Origin of the sequence: Kitasatospora cystarginea, assembly GCF_039533515.1 — a bacterium.
Lineage (GTDB): Bacteria > Actinomycetota > Actinomycetes > Streptomycetales > Streptomycetaceae > Kitasatospora > Kitasatospora cystarginea.
Genome location: NZ_BAAATR010000001.1, coordinates 162,311 through 182,458, shown reverse-complemented (window position 1 = coordinate 182,458; position 20,148 = coordinate 162,311). Strand labels below are relative to the sequence as shown.

At 72.7% G+C, this 20,148-nt stretch carries 17 protein-coding genes; 6 read left to right on the top strand and 11 right to left on the bottom strand.

The genetic code is table 11. The features are described from left to right. The first annotated feature begins 29 nt into the window (after positions 1–29). Both ABD369_RS00825 and ABD369_RS00820 read left to right on the top strand, forming a co-directional pair. Positions 30–1,247, top strand: coding sequence for a cytochrome P450 (locus ABD369_RS00825; RefSeq protein ID WP_344634174.1), 1,218 nt, complete (start codon positions 30–32; stop codon positions 1,245–1,247). A 400-nt stretch (positions 1,248–1,647) separates the two neighbouring features. Next, positions 1,648–1,833, top strand: coding sequence for a DUF6011 domain-containing protein (locus tag ABD369_RS00820; protein ID WP_344634173.1), 186 nt, complete (start codon positions 1,648–1,650; stop codon positions 1,831–1,833). A gap of 443 nt (positions 1,834–2,276) precedes the next feature. Here the strand turns inward: ABD369_RS00820 and ABD369_RS00815 are convergent, their stop codons facing one another. Both ABD369_RS00815 and ABD369_RS00810 read right to left on the bottom strand, forming a co-directional pair. Continuing rightward, positions 2,277–2,831: a Uma2 family endonuclease gene (locus ABD369_RS00815; protein ID WP_344634172.1), complete on the bottom strand. Its 555-nt coding sequence runs from the start codon at positions 2,829–2,831 to the stop codon at positions 2,277–2,279. A 160-nt stretch (positions 2,832–2,991) separates the two neighbouring features. Then, positions 2,992–4,854: an FAD-dependent monooxygenase gene (locus ABD369_RS00810; protein WP_344634171.1), complete on the bottom strand. Its 1,863-nt coding sequence runs from the start codon at positions 4,852–4,854 to the stop codon at positions 2,992–2,994. A 55-nt stretch (positions 4,855–4,909) separates the two neighbouring features. Between ABD369_RS00810 and ABD369_RS00805 the strand changes: the two genes are divergently transcribed. Then, a complete protein-coding gene (locus ABD369_RS00805) occupies positions 4,910–5,614 on the top strand; it encodes a TetR/AcrR family transcriptional regulator C-terminal domain-containing protein (protein WP_344634170.1) in 705 nt (234 codons plus the stop codon). A 442-nt stretch (positions 5,615–6,056) separates the two neighbouring features. On the opposite strand, the gene glnA is transcribed toward ABD369_RS00805, so the two are convergent. Then, positions 6,057–7,469, bottom strand: coding sequence for a type I glutamate--ammonia ligase (gene glnA, locus ABD369_RS00800; protein ID WP_344634169.1), 1,413 nt, complete (start codon positions 7,467–7,469; stop codon positions 6,057–6,059). A gap of 268 nt (positions 7,470–7,737) precedes the next feature. Between glnA and ABD369_RS00795 the strand changes: the two genes are divergently transcribed. Continuing rightward, a complete protein-coding gene (locus ABD369_RS00795; RefSeq protein ID WP_344634168.1) occupies positions 7,738–8,205 on the top strand; it encodes an RDD family protein in 468 nt (155 codons plus the stop codon). Positions 8,206–8,337: 132 nt separating this feature from the next. Here the strand turns inward: ABD369_RS00795 and ABD369_RS00790 are convergent, their stop codons facing one another. The 6 genes from ABD369_RS00790 to ABD369_RS00765 all read right to left on the bottom strand — a co-directional run bounded on the left by ABD369_RS00790 (position 8,338) and on the right by ABD369_RS00765 (position 14,527). Beyond that, positions 8,338–9,036, bottom strand: a complete 699-nt coding sequence (locus ABD369_RS00790; RefSeq protein WP_344634167.1) for a DUF4191 domain-containing protein — start codon at positions 9,034–9,036, stop codon at positions 8,338–8,340. Positions 9,037–9,195: 159 nt separating this feature from the next. Then, the gene (locus ABD369_RS00785) at positions 9,196–9,414 is read right to left on the bottom strand and encodes a hypothetical protein (RefSeq protein WP_344634166.1); all 219 of its coding nucleotides are present in this window, start codon (positions 9,412–9,414) and stop codon (positions 9,196–9,198) included. Between the two features lie 201 nt (positions 9,415–9,615). Further along, a complete protein-coding gene (lipA, locus tag ABD369_RS00780) occupies positions 9,616–10,569 on the bottom strand; it encodes a lipoyl synthase (RefSeq protein ID WP_344634165.1) in 954 nt (317 codons plus the stop codon). A 166-nt stretch (positions 10,570–10,735) separates the two neighbouring features. Further along, on the bottom strand, positions 10,736–11,506 hold the full coding sequence (lipB, locus tag ABD369_RS00775) for a lipoyl(octanoyl) transferase LipB (RefSeq protein WP_425557510.1): 771 nt from the start codon (positions 11,504–11,506) through the stop codon (positions 10,736–10,738). Between the two features lie 138 nt (positions 11,507–11,644). Continuing rightward, the gene (locus ABD369_RS00770) at positions 11,645–13,540 is read right to left on the bottom strand and encodes a helix-turn-helix domain-containing protein (protein WP_344634163.1); all 1,896 of its coding nucleotides are present in this window, start codon (positions 13,538–13,540) and stop codon (positions 11,645–11,647) included. Between the two features lie 225 nt (positions 13,541–13,765). Beyond that, positions 13,766–14,527 (bottom strand): 3-hydroxybutyrate dehydrogenase, encoded by a 762-nt coding sequence (locus ABD369_RS00765; RefSeq protein WP_344634162.1) that lies wholly within the window; start codon positions 14,525–14,527, stop codon positions 13,766–13,768. 301 nt (positions 14,528–14,828) lie between these two features. Here ABD369_RS00765 and ABD369_RS00760 point away from each other — a divergent pair, with 301 nt between their 5' ends. Continuing rightward, positions 14,829–16,595 carry an NsdA family TPR-like regulatory protein gene (locus ABD369_RS00760; RefSeq protein WP_344634161.1) on the top strand — a complete coding sequence of 589 codons (1,767 nt, stop codon included), beginning with the start codon at positions 14,829–14,831 and terminating at the stop codon, positions 16,593–16,595. 119 nt (positions 16,596–16,714) lie between these two features. On the opposite strand, the gene ABD369_RS00755 is transcribed toward ABD369_RS00760, so the two are convergent. Both ABD369_RS00755 and ABD369_RS00750 read right to left on the bottom strand, forming a co-directional pair. Further along, complete coding sequence (locus ABD369_RS00755; protein WP_344634160.1) at positions 16,715–18,040, bottom strand: NAD(P)/FAD-dependent oxidoreductase; 1,326 nt, start codon at positions 18,038–18,040, stop codon at positions 16,715–16,717. Between the two features lie 614 nt (positions 18,041–18,654). After that, a complete protein-coding gene (locus ABD369_RS00750; RefSeq protein ID WP_344634159.1) occupies positions 18,655–19,578 on the bottom strand; it encodes a TIGR01777 family oxidoreductase in 924 nt (307 codons plus the stop codon). A gap of 64 nt (positions 19,579–19,642) precedes the next feature. Between ABD369_RS00750 and ABD369_RS00745 the strand changes: the two genes are divergently transcribed. Then, positions 19,643–20,146, top strand: coding sequence for a GNAT family N-acetyltransferase (locus ABD369_RS00745; RefSeq protein WP_344634158.1), 504 nt, complete (start codon positions 19,643–19,645; stop codon positions 20,144–20,146). Positions 20,147–20,148 lie beyond the last annotated feature (2 nt).

Below are 20,148 nucleotides of genomic sequence, written 5' to 3'. Positions count from 1 at the left end.
ACCAGCAGCCCAGTCGAGAGGGACGTTTCATGGACGGCGCGGCGATCATGGAGCAGCTGATGTCACCGGCGGGCCGGGCCGACCCGTACCCGCTGTACGAGCTCGCCCGCGGGCTCGGGCCGGTCGTCCCCAGTGGCAGGGGACTGGCGATGGCCGTCGGGTACCGCGAGGTGCACCAGGCGCTCCGCAACCCGGACCTCGGGGTGGTGGACGCCGAACAGCGGGAGCGCTGGGAGGAGAGCTACGCCGAGCACCCGTCCCAGCTCCTGCTCAGCCGCTCGATCCTGGAGACCAACGCCCCGCACCACCACCGGATGCGCTCGCTGATCGCCTCGGTCTTCACGGCCCGCCGGACCGCCGCACTGGCGGAGCCCGTCACGACCGCAGTGCACCGACTGCTCGACGAGATGGCCGAGCAGGGCGCCGACGGCTCGCCGGTCGACTTCATGGACGCCTTCGCCTACCGGCTCCCGGTCGGCGTGATCTGCGAACTGCTCGGGGTGCCGGAGGCCGACCGAGCCCGGTTCCGCCCGCTCGCCGCCGACCTCGCGGCCGCGCTGGAACCGGTCGCCGACGAGTCGGAACTGGCCGCCGCCGACGAGGCGGCCGAGGAACTCACCCAGTACTTCGCCCGCCTCGCCGCCCGGCGCCGGGCCGACCCGCAGCAGGACCTGGTCAGCGCCCTGGTCGAGGTCGCCGCCGCGGACCCGTCCCGGCTCTGTGGCCACGAGCTGCTGGCCAACCTGGTCCTGCTGCTCGGCGCGGGCTTCGAGACCACCACCAACCTGCTCGGCAACGGTCTCGCCCGGCTCTTCGAGCACCCCGGGACCCTGGCCGCCGTCCGCGCGGGCACCGTCACACCGTCCGGACTCACCGACGAGGTGCTGCGCCACGACTCGCCCGTCCAGCTCACCGTCCGGGTCGCGACCACCGACGGCGTGCGGGTGGGCGACGAGGAGATCCCAAGGGACGGCGGCGTGTTCCTGCTGATCGGCGCCGCCAACCGCGACCCGCTCCGCTACCCGGACCCCGCCCGCTTCGACCCCACCCGCCAGGACAGCCAGCCGCTGAGCTTCGGCGGCGGCCCGCACTTCTGCCTCGGCGCCGGCCTGGCCCGGCTGGAGTCCGCCATCGCCCTCCCCGCCCTGCTCGACCGCTTCCCCGCACTCGCCCCGGCCCCCGGCGCCACCCGCCGCGACCGCCTCGTCCTGCGGGGCTTCCAGACCCTTCCGGTGACGCTCCGGTAGAAGAGCCGGTCGGCGCAGCCGAGTTCGCGCACCCCCGCTCCCTAGTGGCGGTCCGCCACCAAGCATCGACGGACGGTAGTACCGTGAGGTGGGCCGCTGAGAAGGCAGATGAGAACTCGGCGGACGAGCGAGTGGCGGCCCGCATGGGTCGGCAAGCCCGCTTCACGGCGGACGACGGGCCGCTCCTGTGGCCGGGGTGAAGGCCGGAGACTTCCCTGCCCGCTGATGACCTGCGGGCTCTTGCGGCCCAGGCCCGCGCCGTGCGTCAGGGCTGCCCCCGACTCCGGCCCTCGGGGCGACCTCACCGACCGCCCGTAGTCACGCGCGCCTGCTTGCTCATCCCGCGATCCTGCCCGCCCGCACCGCCCACGGCGAACGGGTTTTCCGCGAGACTGTGCCCATGTCCGATCCCGCCCTCATCCCGCCGATCCAGCCGCTTCTCCAGCGCACCGTGCGCTGCCGCCGCTGCAACCGCCCGCTCCACGACTCGGAGTCCCGGATGCTCCGCCTCGGCCGCGAGTGCCGCGGCCCGGAGGAGTCGGTCCAGGTCGTCCCCGGCGAGCAGGACCCGCTGCCCGGCCTGTGAACCCGCCGGCCGCTGCGCGCGGTTGGGGAACGGCGACCCAGGTCGGCGATCGACCCCAGTGCCCACGACCTATCCGGCGAACAGGAACCCCTCCCTGGTATGGAACCTCCCGCCCTCGCTAGCGCCCGAGGCCCATGCTCTCTCAGGTGATCCCCTGGACAGCAGAGGCCCAGGCACATCTCGCGTCCGCTTGACAGCGGTCCCGAGTCCGTTGCGGGATCAAGGTCCGTCAGCACCTACGACAGGGCGGGTTCGACCCGAGTAGGCCAGGGAGCCTGACCCGGAGGTCGTAGTACTGACCGGGCATGGCTCTGACCTGTGACGGAAGAGCCCCAGGGGAGGGCCGGTGCACGACTGGTGCACATTCCGGAGCCCTCGGTGATCGGGTCAGGTTCAGGTGTCGCCGATGCCGAACGCCGATCAGGCCCCGCTCGCCTCTTGGCTCAGCGGTAGCGCGGGAGATCGCCGGTGGCGAGGAGCCAGCGGCCGACTGAGACGGGCTGGCCGTAGTCGTAGGTGCGGGTCTTGCCGTAGCCCGTGCCGTCCGGCTCGGACATCACCTGTGCCGTGCCGCGGCCGGGATCAACGATGAGGTAGAGCGGGATGCCCATCGCCGAGTAGTCCGCGATCTTGTCGCGGTAGTCGTTCTCCGGATTGGACCTGGAGACGACCTCGACGACCAGCTCGACATCGCGGGGGTTGACGGCGTCTTGAGGTTGAGAGTCGATCAAGTCCATGGGAAGGACCATGAGGTCGGGCACTCGCATCCGGCCCAGTTCGGCGTCCTGCATGTCGGTGTCCGTGAACACGAGCGCGTCCGGGGCCTGTTGCTCCAGCTGTCGGCGCAGGTAGATGGCCGTCAGGCCATGCGGAGTAGTCGGCGACACCATCATGACCAAGCCCTGCCGGCCGATCTCCACTCGGGGCTTCATGGGCAGCTGGGACAGCTCGTCCGCGATCTCGCGCAGGCGGGCGAAGGTGGCGGCATCGATGCTCATGGTCCCAAGCTACGCCACTGCGTGGCTCCGCCAGAGCTGCGCGCACTCACCGAACAGCCAGCTCGGGCGGCCCCGGCGTGTGGCGGGTCGTGTGCTTGCGGCTTCCGTGATCCCGGCCTGCGATCAGCGGGCACCGCCAGGCCCATTCTCAGGGGAACGGTCAGCCTTGAAACGAATCCGCGGCTTCGTCACCCGCCATAGGGCCCGCTGTGCCAGTGCGGACGTCGCACGGGGTTAGGGCGCCAAGCTGAGGGGGCGAGTCCGCCCCGAGCTGCTGCTCACCGGCTCCGGCAAGCTCGACCGTCGGGCCGTCCACGCCACCGCCACGCTGCGCCCGGCAGTGGCCCGCGGGGCCGACCGGACCTGATCCGCGCCCAGATGCAGACCGTGACTTGGGCCGCAGTGACGGGGGTGCCGCCGTCGGAGTGACCCCGGGCCAGGTGCTCGTTGCCGTGACCGGGCGGGCGAGCACCTGGTCCAGGACGTCGGCGAGGAGCCGCGCCGGATCCGGGACCGGCGCCGTGACCCGCATCGCGACGATCGCGTCCGGTCGCACGAGCAGGGCTCCGTCGTCGGACAGCCACGGTGCACAGACCCGGTGTGCCGGTAGGCCGACGTGCGCCGCGGCAGCGTGCCACGGGTCGCCCGCGGCGCCCACCAGCAGGGTCCACCGGGATGCGACCAGGTCGAGCGTGGAGACCCCGTCGACCCACGCGTGGGGCACCCGTGAACCCGGCGACCCGTCCAGCGCCACCGCCAGGTCGACCGTGGACAGGAGTTCCGGCTGTGGGTCGACGACGGCGGCCGAGTCGTACCGCTGGCCGAGGTGCACGACCGGCGCCGCCCACACCCCCGCCGCAGCCCTGGCGGCGTCGGCCTCGGGTCCACGCCCCCAGTGCAGCGCCGGGTCGGCGAGTCTGCGCATCGCCTGGTCCAGCGTCGCCGCGGCGACCGGCTCGCGCTCCTGCGCGTAGGTGTCGAGCAGTCCGGCGCCCGCCTCGCCGTGGTGGACGGCGGCCAGTTTCCACGCGAGGTTGTGGGCGTCGGCGACGCCGGTGTTGAGGCCGAACGCACCCAGGGGTGCCACGGTGTGGGCGGCGTCGCCGACCAGGAACACGCGGCCGACGGCGAAGCGGTCGGCCAGGGCGCTCCGGGGCCGCCACGGCAGCACGCTGCGCACCTCGACGTCGAGGTCGGGATCGCCGACCGCCGCGCGGACGACCGCGACGCAGCGTTCGTCCGTGAAGTCCTCGGGGTGCTCGCCCCCGTCCACGTCGCAGGTGACGTGGAAGACCCAGGTGGTCGCTCCGTCCACGGTCACCAGCAGGCCGGGTGCCTCCGGCGCGGTGATCGTGCAGGTGCCGAAGGACATCCCCCGCAGGTGGGGTCGGAGGTCGGCGCGGAACAGGATGTTGATCTTCGACTTGCCCAGGTCGCCCGCCCCGGAGGTGCCCACGCCGAGCGCGGTCCGCACGGGGCTGTGCGTGCCGTCCGCGGCCACCACGCGCGCGGAGCGCAGCGAGTAGCGACCATCGGGCCCCTCCAGTTCGACGTCGACCCCGTCGGCGTCCTGCGCGATGCCGATCAGGCGGGTCGACCAGCGCACATCCGCTCCGCGGCGCGCCAGGTCGGCCGCCACCACGGCGTCAAGGCGGTCCTGTGCGCAGACGCCACGCAGCCTGAACGGCGTCGTGTCCAGCTCGGTGGCGGACGGGATCGGCATGGGCACGGTCACGACGTCGCCCGCGCCCATCTCGACGACGGTCCGCGCCACCGCCTTGGCCGTGGCACCCCGTAGGTCGACAGCGACAGCGTCGACGGCGGTGTCCAGCCCGAGTTCACGCAGGATCTCGACCGTCCGGGGCCCGATGCCGGTGGCGCGCGGGTGGACGGACGGCCCCGAGCGGCGTTCGACGAGCACCGCGGGGACGCCGTGGTGGGCGAGCAACGCCGCAGTGAGCAGCCCGACGCTGCCGCCCCCGACCACGAGGACCGGTACTTCCAGATACGCCGTTTCCGTCATGGCTACACCGTAGCCAGAAGCTAGAATGCCGGTCAACGAGGAAGGGAAGCACCCGATGACCGAACCCGCTCCCTGGTCGGTGTGGACCAGGCCTCGCCCCGAACCGGCCCGACGCGCCCCGGGAGTGGACCAGTACGTGGCCGCCGCGCTGGCCGTTGCCGACGCGGAGGGCCTGGCCGCGGTCTCGATGCGCCGGGTCGCGAGCGACCTCGGCTCCGGGACGGCCACCCTCTACCGCTACATCACCAACCGCGACGAGTTGGTGGACCTGATGGTCGACGCGGCCCAGGGCGAGGACCCGCTCCCCGAGCCCACCCCGGACTGGCGCACCGACCTGGCCGCGGTCGCGCACACCCAGCGCGCGACCCTGCTGCGCCACCCGTGGCTGGCGGCCGAACTGGCGGGCAGGCCCTCGCTCGGCCCCAACACGTTGCGGCGGGCCGAATCCGCCCTGCGCGCCGCCGTCGCGCTCACGCCCGACATCACGCTGGCGTCGCAGGCGCTCAGCGCCGTGCACGCGTACGTGCTGGGCTCGGTGGCCACCCAGCAGGCCGCTCGGCGCGCCGAGCAACGCACCGGCCTGAGTGAGGAGCAGTGGCAGCGCAGCCTCGGGCCCTACATCAGCGCCGTCCTCGCGGCGGGCGAGCACCCGATGCTCGCCCGCCGCGTCCACGAGGCCGAAGAACCCGACCCCGACGCGGAGTTCGCGTTCGGCCTGGAGTGCGTACTCGACGGCCTCGCGGCCCGAGTGGGCCGCTGACCAGTTTCGAGAGCACCCGGACCCGATTATGGGGATCTGAGGCGATCCGAACGTGTCTGGGCTCCTGGTTCTTCCCACGGCTCGACGGCGCCCCCAGAAATCGAAGGCCGCTACCCCAGGGGGGATGGCGGCCTTCGATTTCGACGCATTTTGCCGAATCAACGCGTTGCTGTCGGGAATCTGCCTTCGGCGAGGCCAATGCGCGCCAGCATGACTACCCAGTGTGACCGATGGCTGGTGCGCGCCGCAGGGGGGCGGCCCGCCGGGAAGCGGGGTGCGGCAGACCGGCCGCGAGTTCGATCCGCGTGCACACCCGGTGCACATCGCGGCGGCGTCGCGAGTCTGACGCGTGCAACCCGAATCCGTTTTCGCAGGTCAGCGACTTGCTGACCTGCGAGAACGCGGAGGTGTTGATTTGCGTTTCCGCAGGTCAGAGTCCGCTTTACAGGTCGTAGTACAGCTCGAACTCGTGCGGGTGCGGACGCAGCGCGATCGGGGCGATCTCGTTGGTGCGCTTGAAGTCGATCCAGGTCTCGATCAGGTCGGGGGTGAAGACGTTGCCCGCGAGCAGGTACTCGTGGTCGTTCTCCAGGGCTTCGAGGACGGCGGCGAGCGAGGCGGGGACCTGGGGGACCGAGGCGTGCTCCTCGGGGGCGAGCTCGTAGAGGTCCTTGTCGACCGGCTCCAGCGGCTCGATCTTGTTCTTGATGCCGTCCAGGCCGGCCATCAGCATGGCGGAGAAGGCGAGGTAGGGGTTGGAGGAGGGGTCGGGAGCGCGGAACTCGATGCGCTTGGCCTTGGCGTTGGAGCCGGTGATCGGGATGCGGATCGCGGCCGAGCGGTTGCGCTGCGAGTACACCAGGTTGACCGGTGCCTCGAAGCCGGGCACCAGGCGGTGGTAGGAGTTCACCGTGGGGTTGGTGAAGGCCAGCAGCGAGGGCGCGTGCTTCAGTAGACCGCCGATGTAGTAGCGGGCGGTGTCGGAGAGGCCGGCGTAGCCCTGCTCGTCGTAGAAGAGCGGGGAGTTGTCCAGCCAGAGCGATTGGTGGACGTGCATGCCGGAGCCGTTGTCCCCGAAGATCGGCTTGGGCATGAAGGTGGCGGTCTTGCCGTTCCGCCACGCGACGTTCTTGACGATGTACTTGAACAGCATCAGGTCGTCGGCGGCGTGCAGCAGGGTGTTGAACTTGTAGTTGATCTCGGCTTGGCCGGCGGTGCCCACCTCGTGGTGCTGGCGCTCCACCTGGATGCCGGACGCGGCCAGCTCCAGCGAGATCTCCGCGCGCAGGTCGGCGAAGTGGTCGACCGGCGGGATGGGGAAGTAACCGCCCTTGTAGCGGACCTTGTAACCGCGGACGTCGCCCTCGACCGAGCCGGTGTTCCAGGCGCCCGCCTCGGAGTCGATGTGGTAGAACGACTCGTTCGCGCTGGTCTCGAACCGCACCGAGTCGAAGACGTAGAACTCCGCCTCCGGCCCGAAGAAGGCGGTGTCCGCGATGCCGGAGGAGGCGAGGTACGCCTCTGCCTTCTTGGCGACGTTGCGCGGGTCGCGGCTGTAGGCCTCACCCGTGATCGGGTCCTGGATGAAGAAGTTGATGTTGAGGTGCTTGTCGGTGCGGAACGGGTCCAGACGGGCCGTGCTGAGGTCCGGCGCCAGCGCCATGTCCGACTCGTGGATGGCCTGGAAGCCGCGGATCGACGAGCCGTCGAACATCAGCGTCTCGTCCGGGTCGAAGGTGGAGGCGGGGACCGAGAAGTGCTGCATGACACCCGGCAGGTCGCAGAACCGGACGTCGATGAACTTGATGTCGTTGTCCGTGATGTACTGCTTCACTTCGGCGGCGTTGTTGAACATCCATCCTCCTCAGCGTGCGATTTGGTGGCTCACCATAGGGAGGGGTCGTTTCCGACTGGTGACCCCACCGTTTCCTGAATGTTAACCACCCGCGCGTCGCGGGCGGCAAAGTCGTACGGTTCCGGGCAAAACGCTTCTCCGCTCCAGGCCGTGTGCGGCTAGTGGTCTGGACCACTCAGTCGGATCGGCGGTATGCGATTCACCCACACGGGTTGCCAGCGGGGGAGGGGGCCGAAGATCGGCCGTACTGCCCGGATAGTGTGGATTCGTGGACACCAGAGAAGCGTTGGGATCGTGGATCGACGGCCCGAAGGCCGCCGCTGAGAAGATGGGCGCCGACTTCGGGTACCGCGGTGAGCGGCTCGGCCGGCCCAAGGAGGGCCCCGGATCGATCGCGGGCCCGGGCCGCCGGATCGGCGCGCTGTTCGTCGACGGCTGGCTCTGCAGCCTGGTCGCCTACGGGCTGATCGCCCGCGGTGACCAGACGGTCGCCAATCTGTGGACCACCCCGCTGTTCTACCTCGTCAGCGTGCTGCTGCTGGCCACCGCGGGGACGACGGTCGGCAAGCGGCTGTTCGGCCTGCGGGTTGTCCGGCTCGACGGCAGCCGCGCGACCGTCCCCCAGGTCCTGCTGCGCACCCTGCTGCTCTGCCTGGTGGTGCCGGCGGTGGTCTGGGACCGCGACACCCGGGGACTGCACGACAAGGCGGTCGGCACGGTCGAGGTCCGGATCTGACCTTCCGGGGACGCCGTCTTTCGAAGCCGCCCTTCGAGGAGGCCGCCCTTCGGCGAAACCCCCTCGGGAAGTCGAACGGCCCCGCCGCGAGGAGTTCGCGGCGGGGCCGTGGTGTGTCCGGGGGAGCGGTGGTCAGCGGACCTGGCCGCCCTTGGGCATCCGGGCGCCCTTCGGCATCGGGCCCTTGGGGATCGGCGCCTTGGAGAGCAGGTCGCCCAGCGCGCGCAGGCGGTCGTTGGTCTCGGTGACCTGCGCCGGGGTGATCGCGTTCGGCATCCGCATCAGATGGATCTGCAGCTTCTTGAGCGGGATCTCGCCGTCGCCGTCGCCGACCATGATGTCGTGCACCGGGATGTCGCCGACGACCTTGGCCATCTTCCGCTTCTCGGCGGCCAGCAGCGGGCGGACCCGGTTCGGGTTGCCCTCACCGATCAGCGCGATACCGGGCCGGCCCACCGCGCGGTAGACCGCGTCCTGGTTGCGGGTGACGGCGACCGGGGTCGGGTTGGTGCTCCAGCCCCGCCGGATGTTGTTCAGCACGGCCGCCACCGCGCCCGGCTGGCCCTCCATCTGCCCGAACGCCGCCCGCTCGGCGCGCCGACCGAAGACGATCGCCATCGCCAGGAAGGCCACGATGAAGCCGAGGATGCCCAGGTAGATGGGGTGGTCGATCGCAAAGCCGATGGCGAGGAACACGCCGAAGGTGATCAGGCCGACGCCTGCGATGATCAGGCCGATCTTGGTGTCGACCTTCTTGGTCATTTGGTACGCCAGGCGGATCTGCTTGAGTCGCCCAGGGTTCCCGGATGTTTCCGTCGCCATAACGCTCATGGTACGTGGCGGGGCCCGGGGATATCCAAGGGGCGCCCCCCACCCGCATCAGCGCATTCCGGCACGACCCGGGTATTCCGCAGCGCATGCGGGCAATCGGCGGCACACGACGGCATCCGCAGGCATTCAGCGGCGTCCGGGCCGACCGGCCCCACCCGCTCAGGCCCCTCGGCGGCGCTCCTCGGTGGAGTCGCTCAGCAGCGCCGCACCGCTCTCCCGGTCCGCCGCGTTCCGGCGGTTCTCACAGACGGCCGTCCAGGCGTTCAACCGGGCCTGCTGCCGTCCGCCCGCGAGCAGCACGCTCTCGGCGAGGCGCAGCGCGCCGCCGACCGAACGGACCTCGCGGACCCGGGCGAGCTTTCCGATGCGTACCTGCATGCCGAGCACTTCCCTCGTCGAGATACGGATTGGGCGGTACGGAGCTGGGCGCTCCCATCCTGACCCGCCGGTGTTACCGTCCGGTGAGCTGACTGTCACTGTCAGATGAAAGCAGAGTGCGGCCGCGGTGGCGTCGCGGACGCCGCGGCGGGGTGAGCGTGTCGCCCACCCCGCCGCAGTGTCCGGCGTGATCGGCGCGGGTCAGACGGCCGCCTGCTCGCGGCGCTCCAGCGCCTGGCGGTACAGCCGGCCGGCCCGGTACGAGGAGCGCACCAGCGGGCCCGACATGACACCGGCGAAGCCGAGCTCCTCGGCCTCCTCCTGCAGCTCCACGAACTCCTGCGGCTTCACCCAGCGCTCCACGGGGTGGTGGCGCAGCGACGGGCGCAGGTACTGGGTGATGGTGATCAGCTCGCAGCCGGCGTTCACCAGGTCCTCCAGTGCCTGGCTGACCTCCTCGCGGGTCTCGCCCATGCCCAGGATCAGGTTGGACTTGGTCACCAGACCGGCCGCACGGGCCTGGGTGATGACGTCCAGCGAGCGCTCGTAGCGGAAGGCGGGGCGGATCCGCTTGAAGATCCGCGGCACCGTCTCGACGTTGTGCGCCAGCACCTCGGGACGGGACGAGAAGACCTCGGCCAGCTGCTCGGGCACCGCGTTGAAGTCCGGGACCAGCAGCTCGACGCCGGTCCGGCCGCCCGCTCGGTCGGCCGTCATCGCGTGCACCTGGCGCACCGTCTCGGCGTACAGCCAGGCGCCGCCGTCCTCCAGGTCGTCACGGGCGACGCCGGTGATGGTGGCGTAGTTGAGGTCCATGGTCAGGATGGACTCGGCTACCCGGCGCGGTTCGTCCCGGTCGAACTCGGCGGGCTTGCCGGTGTCGATCTGGCAGAAGTCGCAGCGGCGGGTGCACTGGTCACCGCCGATGAGGAAGGTGGCCTCGCGGTCCTCCCAGCACTCGAAGATGTTCGGGCAGCCGGCCTCCTGGCAGACCGTGTGCAGACCCTCCTTCTTCACCAGCGAATGGAGGGCGTTGTACTCCGGGCCCATCTTCGCCCGGGTCTTGATCCACTCAGGCTTCCGCTCGATCGGGGTCTCGCTGTTGCGGACCTCCAGGCGAAGGAGCTTCCTGCCGTCGGGTGCGACAGCGGACACGTGCGACTCCTAGAACTAGACGGGGTACCACCAGGGTACGCCTGTGCTTGTGGGGCTTGTGTCGGGCCGGTGCCCCGCATTCGCAGGGCAACAGCACACGGGCCTGGCCCATTCCCAGTGTGGAGGCCGGGAACGGGCCAGGAGGAACGGCGGGGAAGGGCCGGAATCAGCGGACGAGGGCGGGCTCCGGCAGTTCCGCGAAGACCGCCCGCAGATGCTCCTCGACCACCGGCAGCGCGTCGCCGACCCCGAAGTCCCGACCCAGCTCCGAGGCGATCGAGGCCACTCCGGCGTCCCGGATCCCGCACGGCACGATCCGGTCGAACCAGGTCATGTCAGGGTTGCAGTTGAGCGCGAAGCCGTGCATCGTCACACCGCGCGCGACCCGCACCCCGATCGCCGCCAGCTTGCGGTCGTCGCCGCGCTGACCGGCGTTGGAGGGCGCGTACTCGGGCCCGGCCAGCCGGGGGTCGATACCCAGCGGCAGACCCATCCGCAGCGTCAGCTTGCCGATCTCCACCACCTTCGCGGGGTCCACCACCGCGTCCGCGATCGCCTCGCCCAGCACCCACACCCCGCTGCGGCCCTCGACCCGGGTGCTCTCGACACCGAAGTCGGCGCACGAGCGGATCAGCGCCTCCTCCAGCCGGCGCACGTACGCGACCACGTCGATCGGATCCGGCAGCTTGACGATGGGGTAGCCGATCAGCTGGCCCGGACCGTGCCAGGTGATCTCGCCCCCGCGGTTGACCTCGACCACCGGGGTACCGTCCAGCGGGCGGTCCGCCGGGTCGGTGCGCTTGCCTGCGGTGTACACCGGTTGATGCTCGAGCAGCAGCACGGTGTCCGGGATCTCGTCCGCCACCCGCAGCGCATGCAGGCGCTGCTGCTCGGCCCACGCTTCCTCGTACGGCACCAAGCCCTCGCCGGTGCCCATCCGCACGAACCGCACGTTCTCGCTCACCGCTGCTCCTTGCCAGGCGTTCGAGACCAACTCGGCAAGCGTACGCCTGACCGGGTGAAGCCCGGCTGCTCGGGGCGGACGGACCACTCTCCAGGGGCGGCGGGCCTTTGCTCAGCTCTCCGCGAGGAGCCGCAGGCGCAGTGCGAGCTGGAGCTCCAGCGCGCGTTCGGGCTGGTCCCAGTCGCGCCCGAGCAGCGCCCCGATCCGGTCCAGCCGCTGCACCACGGTGTTCACATGGACGTGCAGGTCGTCCTTGGCCCTGGTCAGGCTGCCGCCGCAGGCGAAGTAGGCGCGCAGGGTGCGGACCAGCTCGGTGCCGCGCCGGGCGTCGTACTCCAGCAGCGGCCCGAGCGTGCTCGCCACGAAACCCTCCACCCGGTGGCCGTCACCGAGCAGGACTCCGAGGAACCCCAGTTCGGCGGCGGCGGCGCCGTGGCCGACCCGTCCGAGCACCCGCAGCGCGCGTACGCACCGCACCCCTTCCGAGTAGGAGGCGGCCAGCGCGACTGGACCGGTCGCGACCCGTCCGGCGCCGACCGTGACCGGGGAGCCCAGCAGCCCGGCCAGCCGTTCGGCGGCCTGGGCCGCCCGCTGCCCGGGAGAGTGCGATCCGTCGTCGGGGAGCAGCAGGGCCACCGCCTCGCCGTGCTCGGCGCTGATGCCCCTGGTCCCGAACAGGTGGCGGACGGCGGCCCGGGCCAGCCGGCTCCGGTCCTCGGGTGCGGCTTCGGCGACCAGTACCAGGTGCGGCCGGCCGAGGTCGACGCCAAGACGGCGGCCGCGAGCGGTGAGCCGGGCGGGGTCGCGGTCCGGAGCGGTGAGCAGATCGGTGAGGAGTTCGCCGCGGACCCGGTTCTCGGTCTCGGCGACCGAGCGGCGCAGCAGCAGGAGCAGCGCGGTGACCACGGCGGCGCGCTCGAACAGGCGGCGGTCCGCGTGGTCCAGGTCCGGCCGGCCCTGCAGCAGCAGGCTGCCGAGCGGCTCCTGTCCGGCCAGCACCGCGCAGACCCAGCTCTCCCCGTGCCGGACGGCGCGCCCGTCGGTGCGGGAGGCGGCGAGCGCCCGGGCCAGTCCCCTGCCGTCCCGGCCGCGGCCGGCCAGCCGGCCGCCCTCGGCGTCCCGTACGGTGACCTCGCCGCCGAGCAGGGCGGCGACCTCGGCGGCCACGTCGGGTACCTCGGCGCCGCGCAGCACCAGGTCGGTGAGCCGGTCGTGGGCCTGTTCGGCGCGCTGGACGGCGGCGGAGTGCGCCCGGATGACGGCGTTGGCGGCGTTCAGCTCGGCCAGCGCGGCCCGGGTGTCGGACAGCGACTTCGCGCTGTCCAGGGCGATGGCGGCGTGCGCGGCGAGCGAGCACAGCAGTGCGACCTCGTCGGGGGAGAAGGAGCGCGGGGTGCGGTCGGCGGCGAACAGCACCCCGATCACCCGGCCGCCGAGCAGCAGCGGCACCCCGATGATCGCCACCAGTCCCTCGTCAAGGACCCCGGCGTCGATCCGGTCGGTGTGGCGGAAGCGCTCGTCGGTGCGGTAGTCGTCGGTCGCGTAGGGGCGGGCGGTCTGCGCGACCAGTCCGCCCAGACCGTCCCCGAGGCTCAGGCGCAGGGTCTGGAAGAGCTCCGAGACCGAACCGTCCGTGACCCGCATGTACGTGTCCCCGGCCACGGGGTCGGGGAGGGTGAGGTACGCGGTGTCGGTGCCGAGCAGCATCCTGGCCCGGCGGACGATCGCCTGCAGGACGGTGTCCAGGTCCCGCGAGGCGGAGAGGTCGCCGGCGGTGTCGAAGAGCGCGGTCAGCTCCGCCTCCCGGCGCCGGTGCTGACGAAGGGTCCGGTGCACGCTCACGGCCTGCCAGGCGGCCTCGTCGATCTCGGCCAGCACGGCGGCTGCGGCGCCCTGCCGCCGGGCCTCGGCCGGGACCTCGGCGAGCTCCTCCGCGGCGGCGCCGGACGCGAGCAGGGCGAGCAGCCTGCGCAGCGCCGGGGCGGAACTGGTGTGAGGGTCGTCCATGGTGCGCGCCATCGTGCCAGGTCCGGCCCGGACGGGGAACGCCCAGGGCTTTCCCGGCCTCGTGCCGGGGAGCACGAGAGCGCGCCCGGCCGACCGCGCGCCGCCGTCCGGCCGTTCGGCGCCCGCCCGGGCCGCTCTGCCAGGCCGGTCCGAATCGGCCTGCTGCCGGCCGAATCGGCGCGTGGCCGGTTCGCTGGTCGGCGTGCGGTCATCGGTGCGCAGTCGTCAGTGAGCGGTCCAGCCGCCGTCCACGGGCAGGCTCGCGCCGGTGATGTACGCGCTGTCGGGGGAGCACAGCCACAGGGCGATCCGGGCCACCTCCGCCGGCTCGATCAGGCGCTTGACGGCGGTGCGGGCGAGCATGATCCGCTCCACCACCTCCTCCTCCCGGATGCCGTGCACCCGGGCCTGGTCGGCGATCTGCCGCTGCACCAGGGGAGTTCGCACGTACGCGGGACTGATGCAGTTGCTGGTCACGCCGTACGGAGCTCCCTCCAGGGCGACCGTCTTGCTCAGCCCCTCCAGGCCGTGCTTGGCGGTCACGTACGCGGACTTGAAGGCGCTGGCCCGCAGACCGTGCACGGAGGAGATGTTGACGACCCGGCCCCACCCGCGCGCGTACATCCGCGGCAGGGTGCGGCGCAGGATCCGGAACGGTGCCTCCACCATGATCCGCTGGATCAGGGCGAACCGCTCCGGTGGGAACTCGTGTACGGGCGCGACGTGCTGCAGGCCGGCGTTGTTGACCACGATGTCCGCGTCGTCCGGCAGCGCGTCCACGGCCGAGGGGTCGGCGAGGTCGGTGACGAAGGCCGATCCGCCCGTCCGGTAGGCGAGTTCCTGGGTCGCGGCGGCCGCCACGTCGACGACGTAGACCCGGGCGCCGGCTGCGGCGAAGGCCTCCGCGCAGGCCCGGCCGATGCCCGAGGCGGCGCCGGTGACCAGTGCCGTACGGCCGTCGAGCGGGCGGGGGGAAGTGGTGTCCATGGCCGAGAACGGTAGGAACGCACGGCCGCCCACTCCTATGTGACGGACCCCCACAGCACTCCGCATGCGAGTGGTGCCGACCGCTATGGAACGGAAACGGGCAGAGTCACACATGCACCCAAACACGTTCAGCCCCACCTTCCTCACAATGGGCGCCACTGAGTCACCCGTTCGGAGGATTGGCCGCCCAGATCCGCCCATAGCGGCAAAATGCCCGCTACATTCACGCCGACTCCCGACAGGGGGCGCCGCCCCGGGTACCGGGGTACTGGTGCGGCGCTAGAGAGGTGTTGAGACCGACATGCCCCAAACGCCCGCAACCGACCGCCCGACGAACACGTACGGACAGCTCGACCCGCACCACGCGCCGGCCGGGACACCCCCGCACGCCGACGACCACGGTCAGACCGATGCCCTGCGGTCCGCCGGGGCCGCCCAGGCGGCGGACCCGCAGCCGACGGACACCCAGGCCGTACACGTCCAGCCCGTGCACGGCGCCGCCCACGGTGCCGACCGGACCCAGAACCCGCGGCTCGCCGCCCTGATCGAGGAGGCCGGGTTCTCGCACGCCGGTCTCGCCCGCCGGGTCGACCAGCTGGGCCTGGAGCACGGCCTGGACCTGCGCTACGACAAGACCTCCGTGACCCGCTGGCTGCGCGGCCAGCAGCCCCGCGGCGCCACCCCCGCGCTGATCGCCGAGGTCTTCACCCGGCGTCTCGGCCGCCGCTTCTCCGCCCAGGACATCGGCCTGGACGCCTGCGCCCCCGTCTACGCCGGACTCGAGTTCGCCGAGACCCCGCAGGAGGCCGTGGACATCGTCGCCAGCATGTGGCGCAAGGACAACGGCCCGCAGTCCGAGCTGCGCCGGATCGCCTTCACCCCGGCCGGCCTGGTCGTCCCCAGCCGGGACTGGCTGATCGGCCGCACCGACGAGCGGGTCGCCCGCGACGGCTCCGCACCAGGCACGGACAACCGCCCGGCGGTCCCCGGCGCCCGGCCCGGCACCCCGGCCGCCCCGGCCCAGGCGGCCATCCCGGCCCAGCTGCTGGTCCAGGCGCCGATGGTCCGGGTGCCGTCCCAGAGCCGCGGCCCCGGCGGTCCGGCCCGGGCCGCCGGCACCGAGCCGGGCGAGCCCGCCGTACGCGAGCAGCGCCCGCCGCTGCGGGTCGGCCGGGGCGACATCGCTGCCATCCGCGCCGTCGGCGACCTCTTCCGCGCCCTGGACCAGGCGTACGGCGGCGGTCACGCCCGGCAGGCGCTGGTCCGGTACCTGGAGAGCGAGGCCGAACCGATGCTGCGCGGCCGGTACGGCGAGCAGATCGGTCGGGCCCTGTTCGGCGCGGTCGCCGACCTCACCAGACTGGCCGGCTGGACGTCCTTCGACATCGCCGCGCACGGCCTCGCCCAGCGGTACTTCGTCCAGGCGCTGCGCCTATCCCAGGCGGCGGGGGACCGGCCGCTCGGCGGCCACGTCCTCACCACCATGAGCCAGCAGGCCGTCCACCTGGGCCACGGCCGGGAGGCCATCCAGCTCGCCAGAGTGGCCCAGCAGGGCGTCGGCAGCGCCGCACCGCCGACCGTGCAGGCCCTGATGCACGCCGCCGAGGCGCGCGGCCACGCCCTGGTCGGCGACGTACGCTCGTGCACCACCGCCATGGTCCGCTGCGAACGGGCCCTGGGCACCGCCCGGACCGGCGACGACCTGCCCACCTGGGCCCGCCACTTCGACGAGGCCCAGCTGGCCGACGAGTTCGCCCACTGCTACCGGGACCTCCAGCAGTGGCGCCCGGCCGCCCAGCACGCCGAGAAGTCCCTGCGGCTGCGGGCCCCCGCCTTCGCCCGCAGCCGGATCTTCTGCCGGATGGTGCTCGCCACCGCCCGCCTCGGCATGGGCGACGTGGACGATGCCTGCGGCATCGCCGCCGACTCCCTGCGCGCGGCGGGGGAGATGCGCTCGGCCCGCACCGTCGAGTACCTCCGCGACTTCCACCGCCGCCTGGCCCCCTACCGGGGCAGTCAGGCCGCCCGCTCCTTCGAGGAGGCCGCCCGCCAGACCGGGGTCATCTGAGCGCGGGCCCCGGTGTCGGGCCAGATCGGCGCGGGACCCGCGGTGGGCATGGCAGGCCGGTGCCGCGGCTGGTCCCGCGACGCCGGCCTGCCGTGCCCGGGCCGCCCGGAGCGAGCCGGCTACGCCGCCTCCGCCGCCCGCGCGGTCACCGGTACCCGGAGATCACGCAGCACGGCCTGCGCCGCCCGCCGTCCGGAGACCAGCGCGCCCTGCACGGTGCTGGTGTCCCGGTGGTCGCCGCAGGCGTACAGCCCGGCCAGCAGGCGCACCGGGCGCCGGAAGTTGTGCGGCGGCGGCATCGCCGGCACGGCGTCCGGGATGTGGCGCACGCTCAGGAACTCCCAGCCCGAGGTGGACGTGCCGTACAGCTCGGCCAGCCGGCGCCGGACCAGCGGCTCGTACCCGGCGGGACCGCCCGGCTCGAAGCTGCGGCGTCCGAGCACGGTGGTGGCGATCAGCGCCTGTCCGGCCGGTGCGTACGAGGGGTCCACCTCGCTCAGCACCAGCGAGTGGGAGAGCACGGCCTGGCCGCCGGGCCGGTCGGCGTCGAGGAGCAGGACGGCCTCGCCCAGCGGTGAGCGGTCCGCGGCGTGGTAGTAGGTGGTCACCGGGTGGTGGTCCGGCACCCGCAGGCCGGGGAGCAGCGTGGCCGCCGACTGGGCGTCGGTGGCCAGCAGCACCGCGCGGGCGGCGATACGTCCGTGCCCGGCGGTGTCGACGCCGTCGGCGGCGATCGCGGTGACCCGGACGCCGAGCCGGATCGTCCCGGCGGGAAGCCGTTCGGCCAGCTGTGCCGGGACCGCGCCGATGCCGGCGGCGGGCAGGCAGAGCCGTCCGCGCGCGTAGGAGCGCAGCACCACGTCGGCGACCCGGCTGCTGGTGCCGAGCGTGGGGTCGCTGAGCAGGGCGCCGAGCAGCGGGCGCAGGAAGCCGTCCACGGTGCGGGGGGCCAGGCCCCGCTCGGCCAGCGCACGGGCGATGGTGGTCTCCGGCCGGGTCAGCAGCCGCTGGACGGGGGTGGCGGCGAGCCGGGTGAGGGAGGCGCCGAGCCTGGCCTTGTCCAGCGGGCTGCCCAGTGGGCCGCGGGTGGCGGCCTGCCGGGCGGCGGTCTGCTGCGGATCACCCACGCGGTAGCGGCGGATCCCGCTGTGCACCAGGACACCGGGGGCGAGCGGACGCAGCTCCAGCCGGTCCAGGTCGAGCCTGCGGCGTGGCTCGGGGAAGTCGGTGTTCAGCAGGTGACCGCCGTTGTCCAAGCGGAAGCCGTCGAGTTCGCGGCCGGCCGTCCGGCCGCCGATCCGCTCGGTCGCCTCCAGTACCTGGACGGTCACGCCTCGGCTGGTGAGCGCCTGAGCGGCGGCCAGGCCCGCGAGCCCGGCGCCCACCACAACGACGTCCGGGTCGGACTGCCGGCGGGTGCGGCGGGTGAAGTCATGTGCGGGCACGAGTGTGCTCCTCCCTGATCCCTGGGGAACCGGCCGACGCGGACAACAGGCTGCCGGGGCACGGTCCGACGATGTGATGCCCCGTCAGTGCAGCGATCAGGCAGAGAAGTTCGTTCGAATCGGGGGCCTCCGCGGGCATCGGCGGCATGGTGCGGGGTGCGGTCACGGACTGTGCGCCGGAACGGCGCATTCCCCGGCTCGGCGGGCGCGTACGGTCACCAGGGGCGTACGGCGCGCCGCCCGGATGCCACCGTGCGCCCCCTCCATCCGCCCCACCCGCCCTGGTCCGTACGCACCCTGGACGTTCCCCGGACATCCCGGTGCGGTACGGCCGGTGTGCGGCACCCCAGGCACCCTGGGGTGCCGCACGTCAGGTCCGCCGCACCGTTGGCACCCGCCTACGGCAAGGTGCAATACCGGGGCGCGAGGAGTCTTGCGCGCAATGGTGCACCGCCGTTGCGGGCTGGTCGCGCCGGTCCCCGTGCCCCCGGGAGACATTGGGCGGATCAGGTGCCTGGAAGGCCCTCCCGCCCAGTGGGTCGCCCGTGCCGGTCCCGCTGCTCCCGCCGCGACGGTGCCGGTCCCGCGGCCCGAGGGACCTGCCCGGCCGGGGATCAGGCGCCCGGCTGCCGCTCCAGCGCCGCCCGTACCGCCGAATCCGCGTCCGGGTGCCGGAACCGGAACCCGGCGTCCAGGAGCCGCCTGGGCAGGACCCGGTGGCTTCCGCAGACCTCCACCGCCATCTCGCCGAGCGCCAGTCGCAGCACCGGCTCCGGCACCGGGAACGGCGTCGGCCGCCGGAGCACGCGACCCATCGCCTCGGTCAGCTCCCGGTTGGTGACCGGCTCGGGGCCGGTGAGGTTGAACGGCCCGCTCAGCTCCGGCCGGTCGATCAGGAACCGCAGTGCCGCGACCTCGTCCGCCAGCGAGATCACCGCCCAGTACTGCTCGCCCGAGCCCAGCCGCCCGCCCAGTCCCAGCCGGAACAGCGGGAACAGCCGTCCGCCCGCGCCGCCCTTCGCCGAGAGCACCAGTCCGGTGCGGGCGTACGCGACCCGGATCCCGGCGTCCTCGGCGGGCCGGGCGGCGGCCTCCCACTCGACGCAGACCCGCGCCAGGAAGTCGTCCCCGGCGGGCGCGTCCTCGTCGATGATCCGGTCGCCGGTCTGGCCGTAGTAGCCGACGGCGGAGGCGTTCACCAGGACCCGGGGCGGCTCCTTGGCCTCGGCGATGGCGGCGGCGATGGTCTCGGTGCCGAGCACCCGGCTGTCCCGGACCTCCTGCCGGTAGGAGTCCGTCCACCGGTGGTCGCCGACCCCGGCGCCGGCCAGGTTCACCACGGCCTCGACCCCGTCGAGGCCGGCCCGGTCGATCTGCATCCGATGCGGGTTCCAGCCGACCCCGACCGTGCCGTCCGGCTGCCTGCCGGCCCTCGTCCGGTGGCGGACCAGCCGCACCACCTCGTGGCCGTCCGCCAGCAGAGAGCGGACGAGCGCCGAACCGATCAGACCCGTTGACCCTGTCACCGCGATACGCATGGGGCCATCGTGCCAGGTCGTAAAACCGTGGTCGGGGAGCCGCCCGCTGAATAGCATGTCGGCCATGCGATCTGACGGTGTGACCATACGAGGAGCACTGACCGAGGACGGCCCGCAGCTCGCCGTGATCGACCACGAGGCCTGGTCCCGGACGAGCGACGTCCTGCCGCAACCCGCCAGGGACGTCGAGTACTTCAACGAGCGGCGCGCACCCGAGCAGTTCCTGGTCGCCGAGTCGCAGGGTCTGGTGGTCGGCTACGTCCGGCAGGTGCCGGTGACGCCGCTGGAGAGCAACCGGCACATCCGCCAGATCCAGGGCTTCGCGGTACTTCCCGAGGCTCGGGGCCGGGGCATCGGCGCCCTGCTGCTCGACGCCGCGATCGAGGCCGCCCGCGCCGACCGGATCCGCCGCCTCACCCTGCGGGTGCTCGGCTGGAACGTGAACGCCCGACGGCTCTACGAGCGGGCCGGGTTCACGGTGGACGGAATCCTGCCGGGGGAGTTCCACCTCGACGGCCACTACGTGGACGACGTGCTGATGGGACTCGACCTGGTGGACCGCACCTGAAC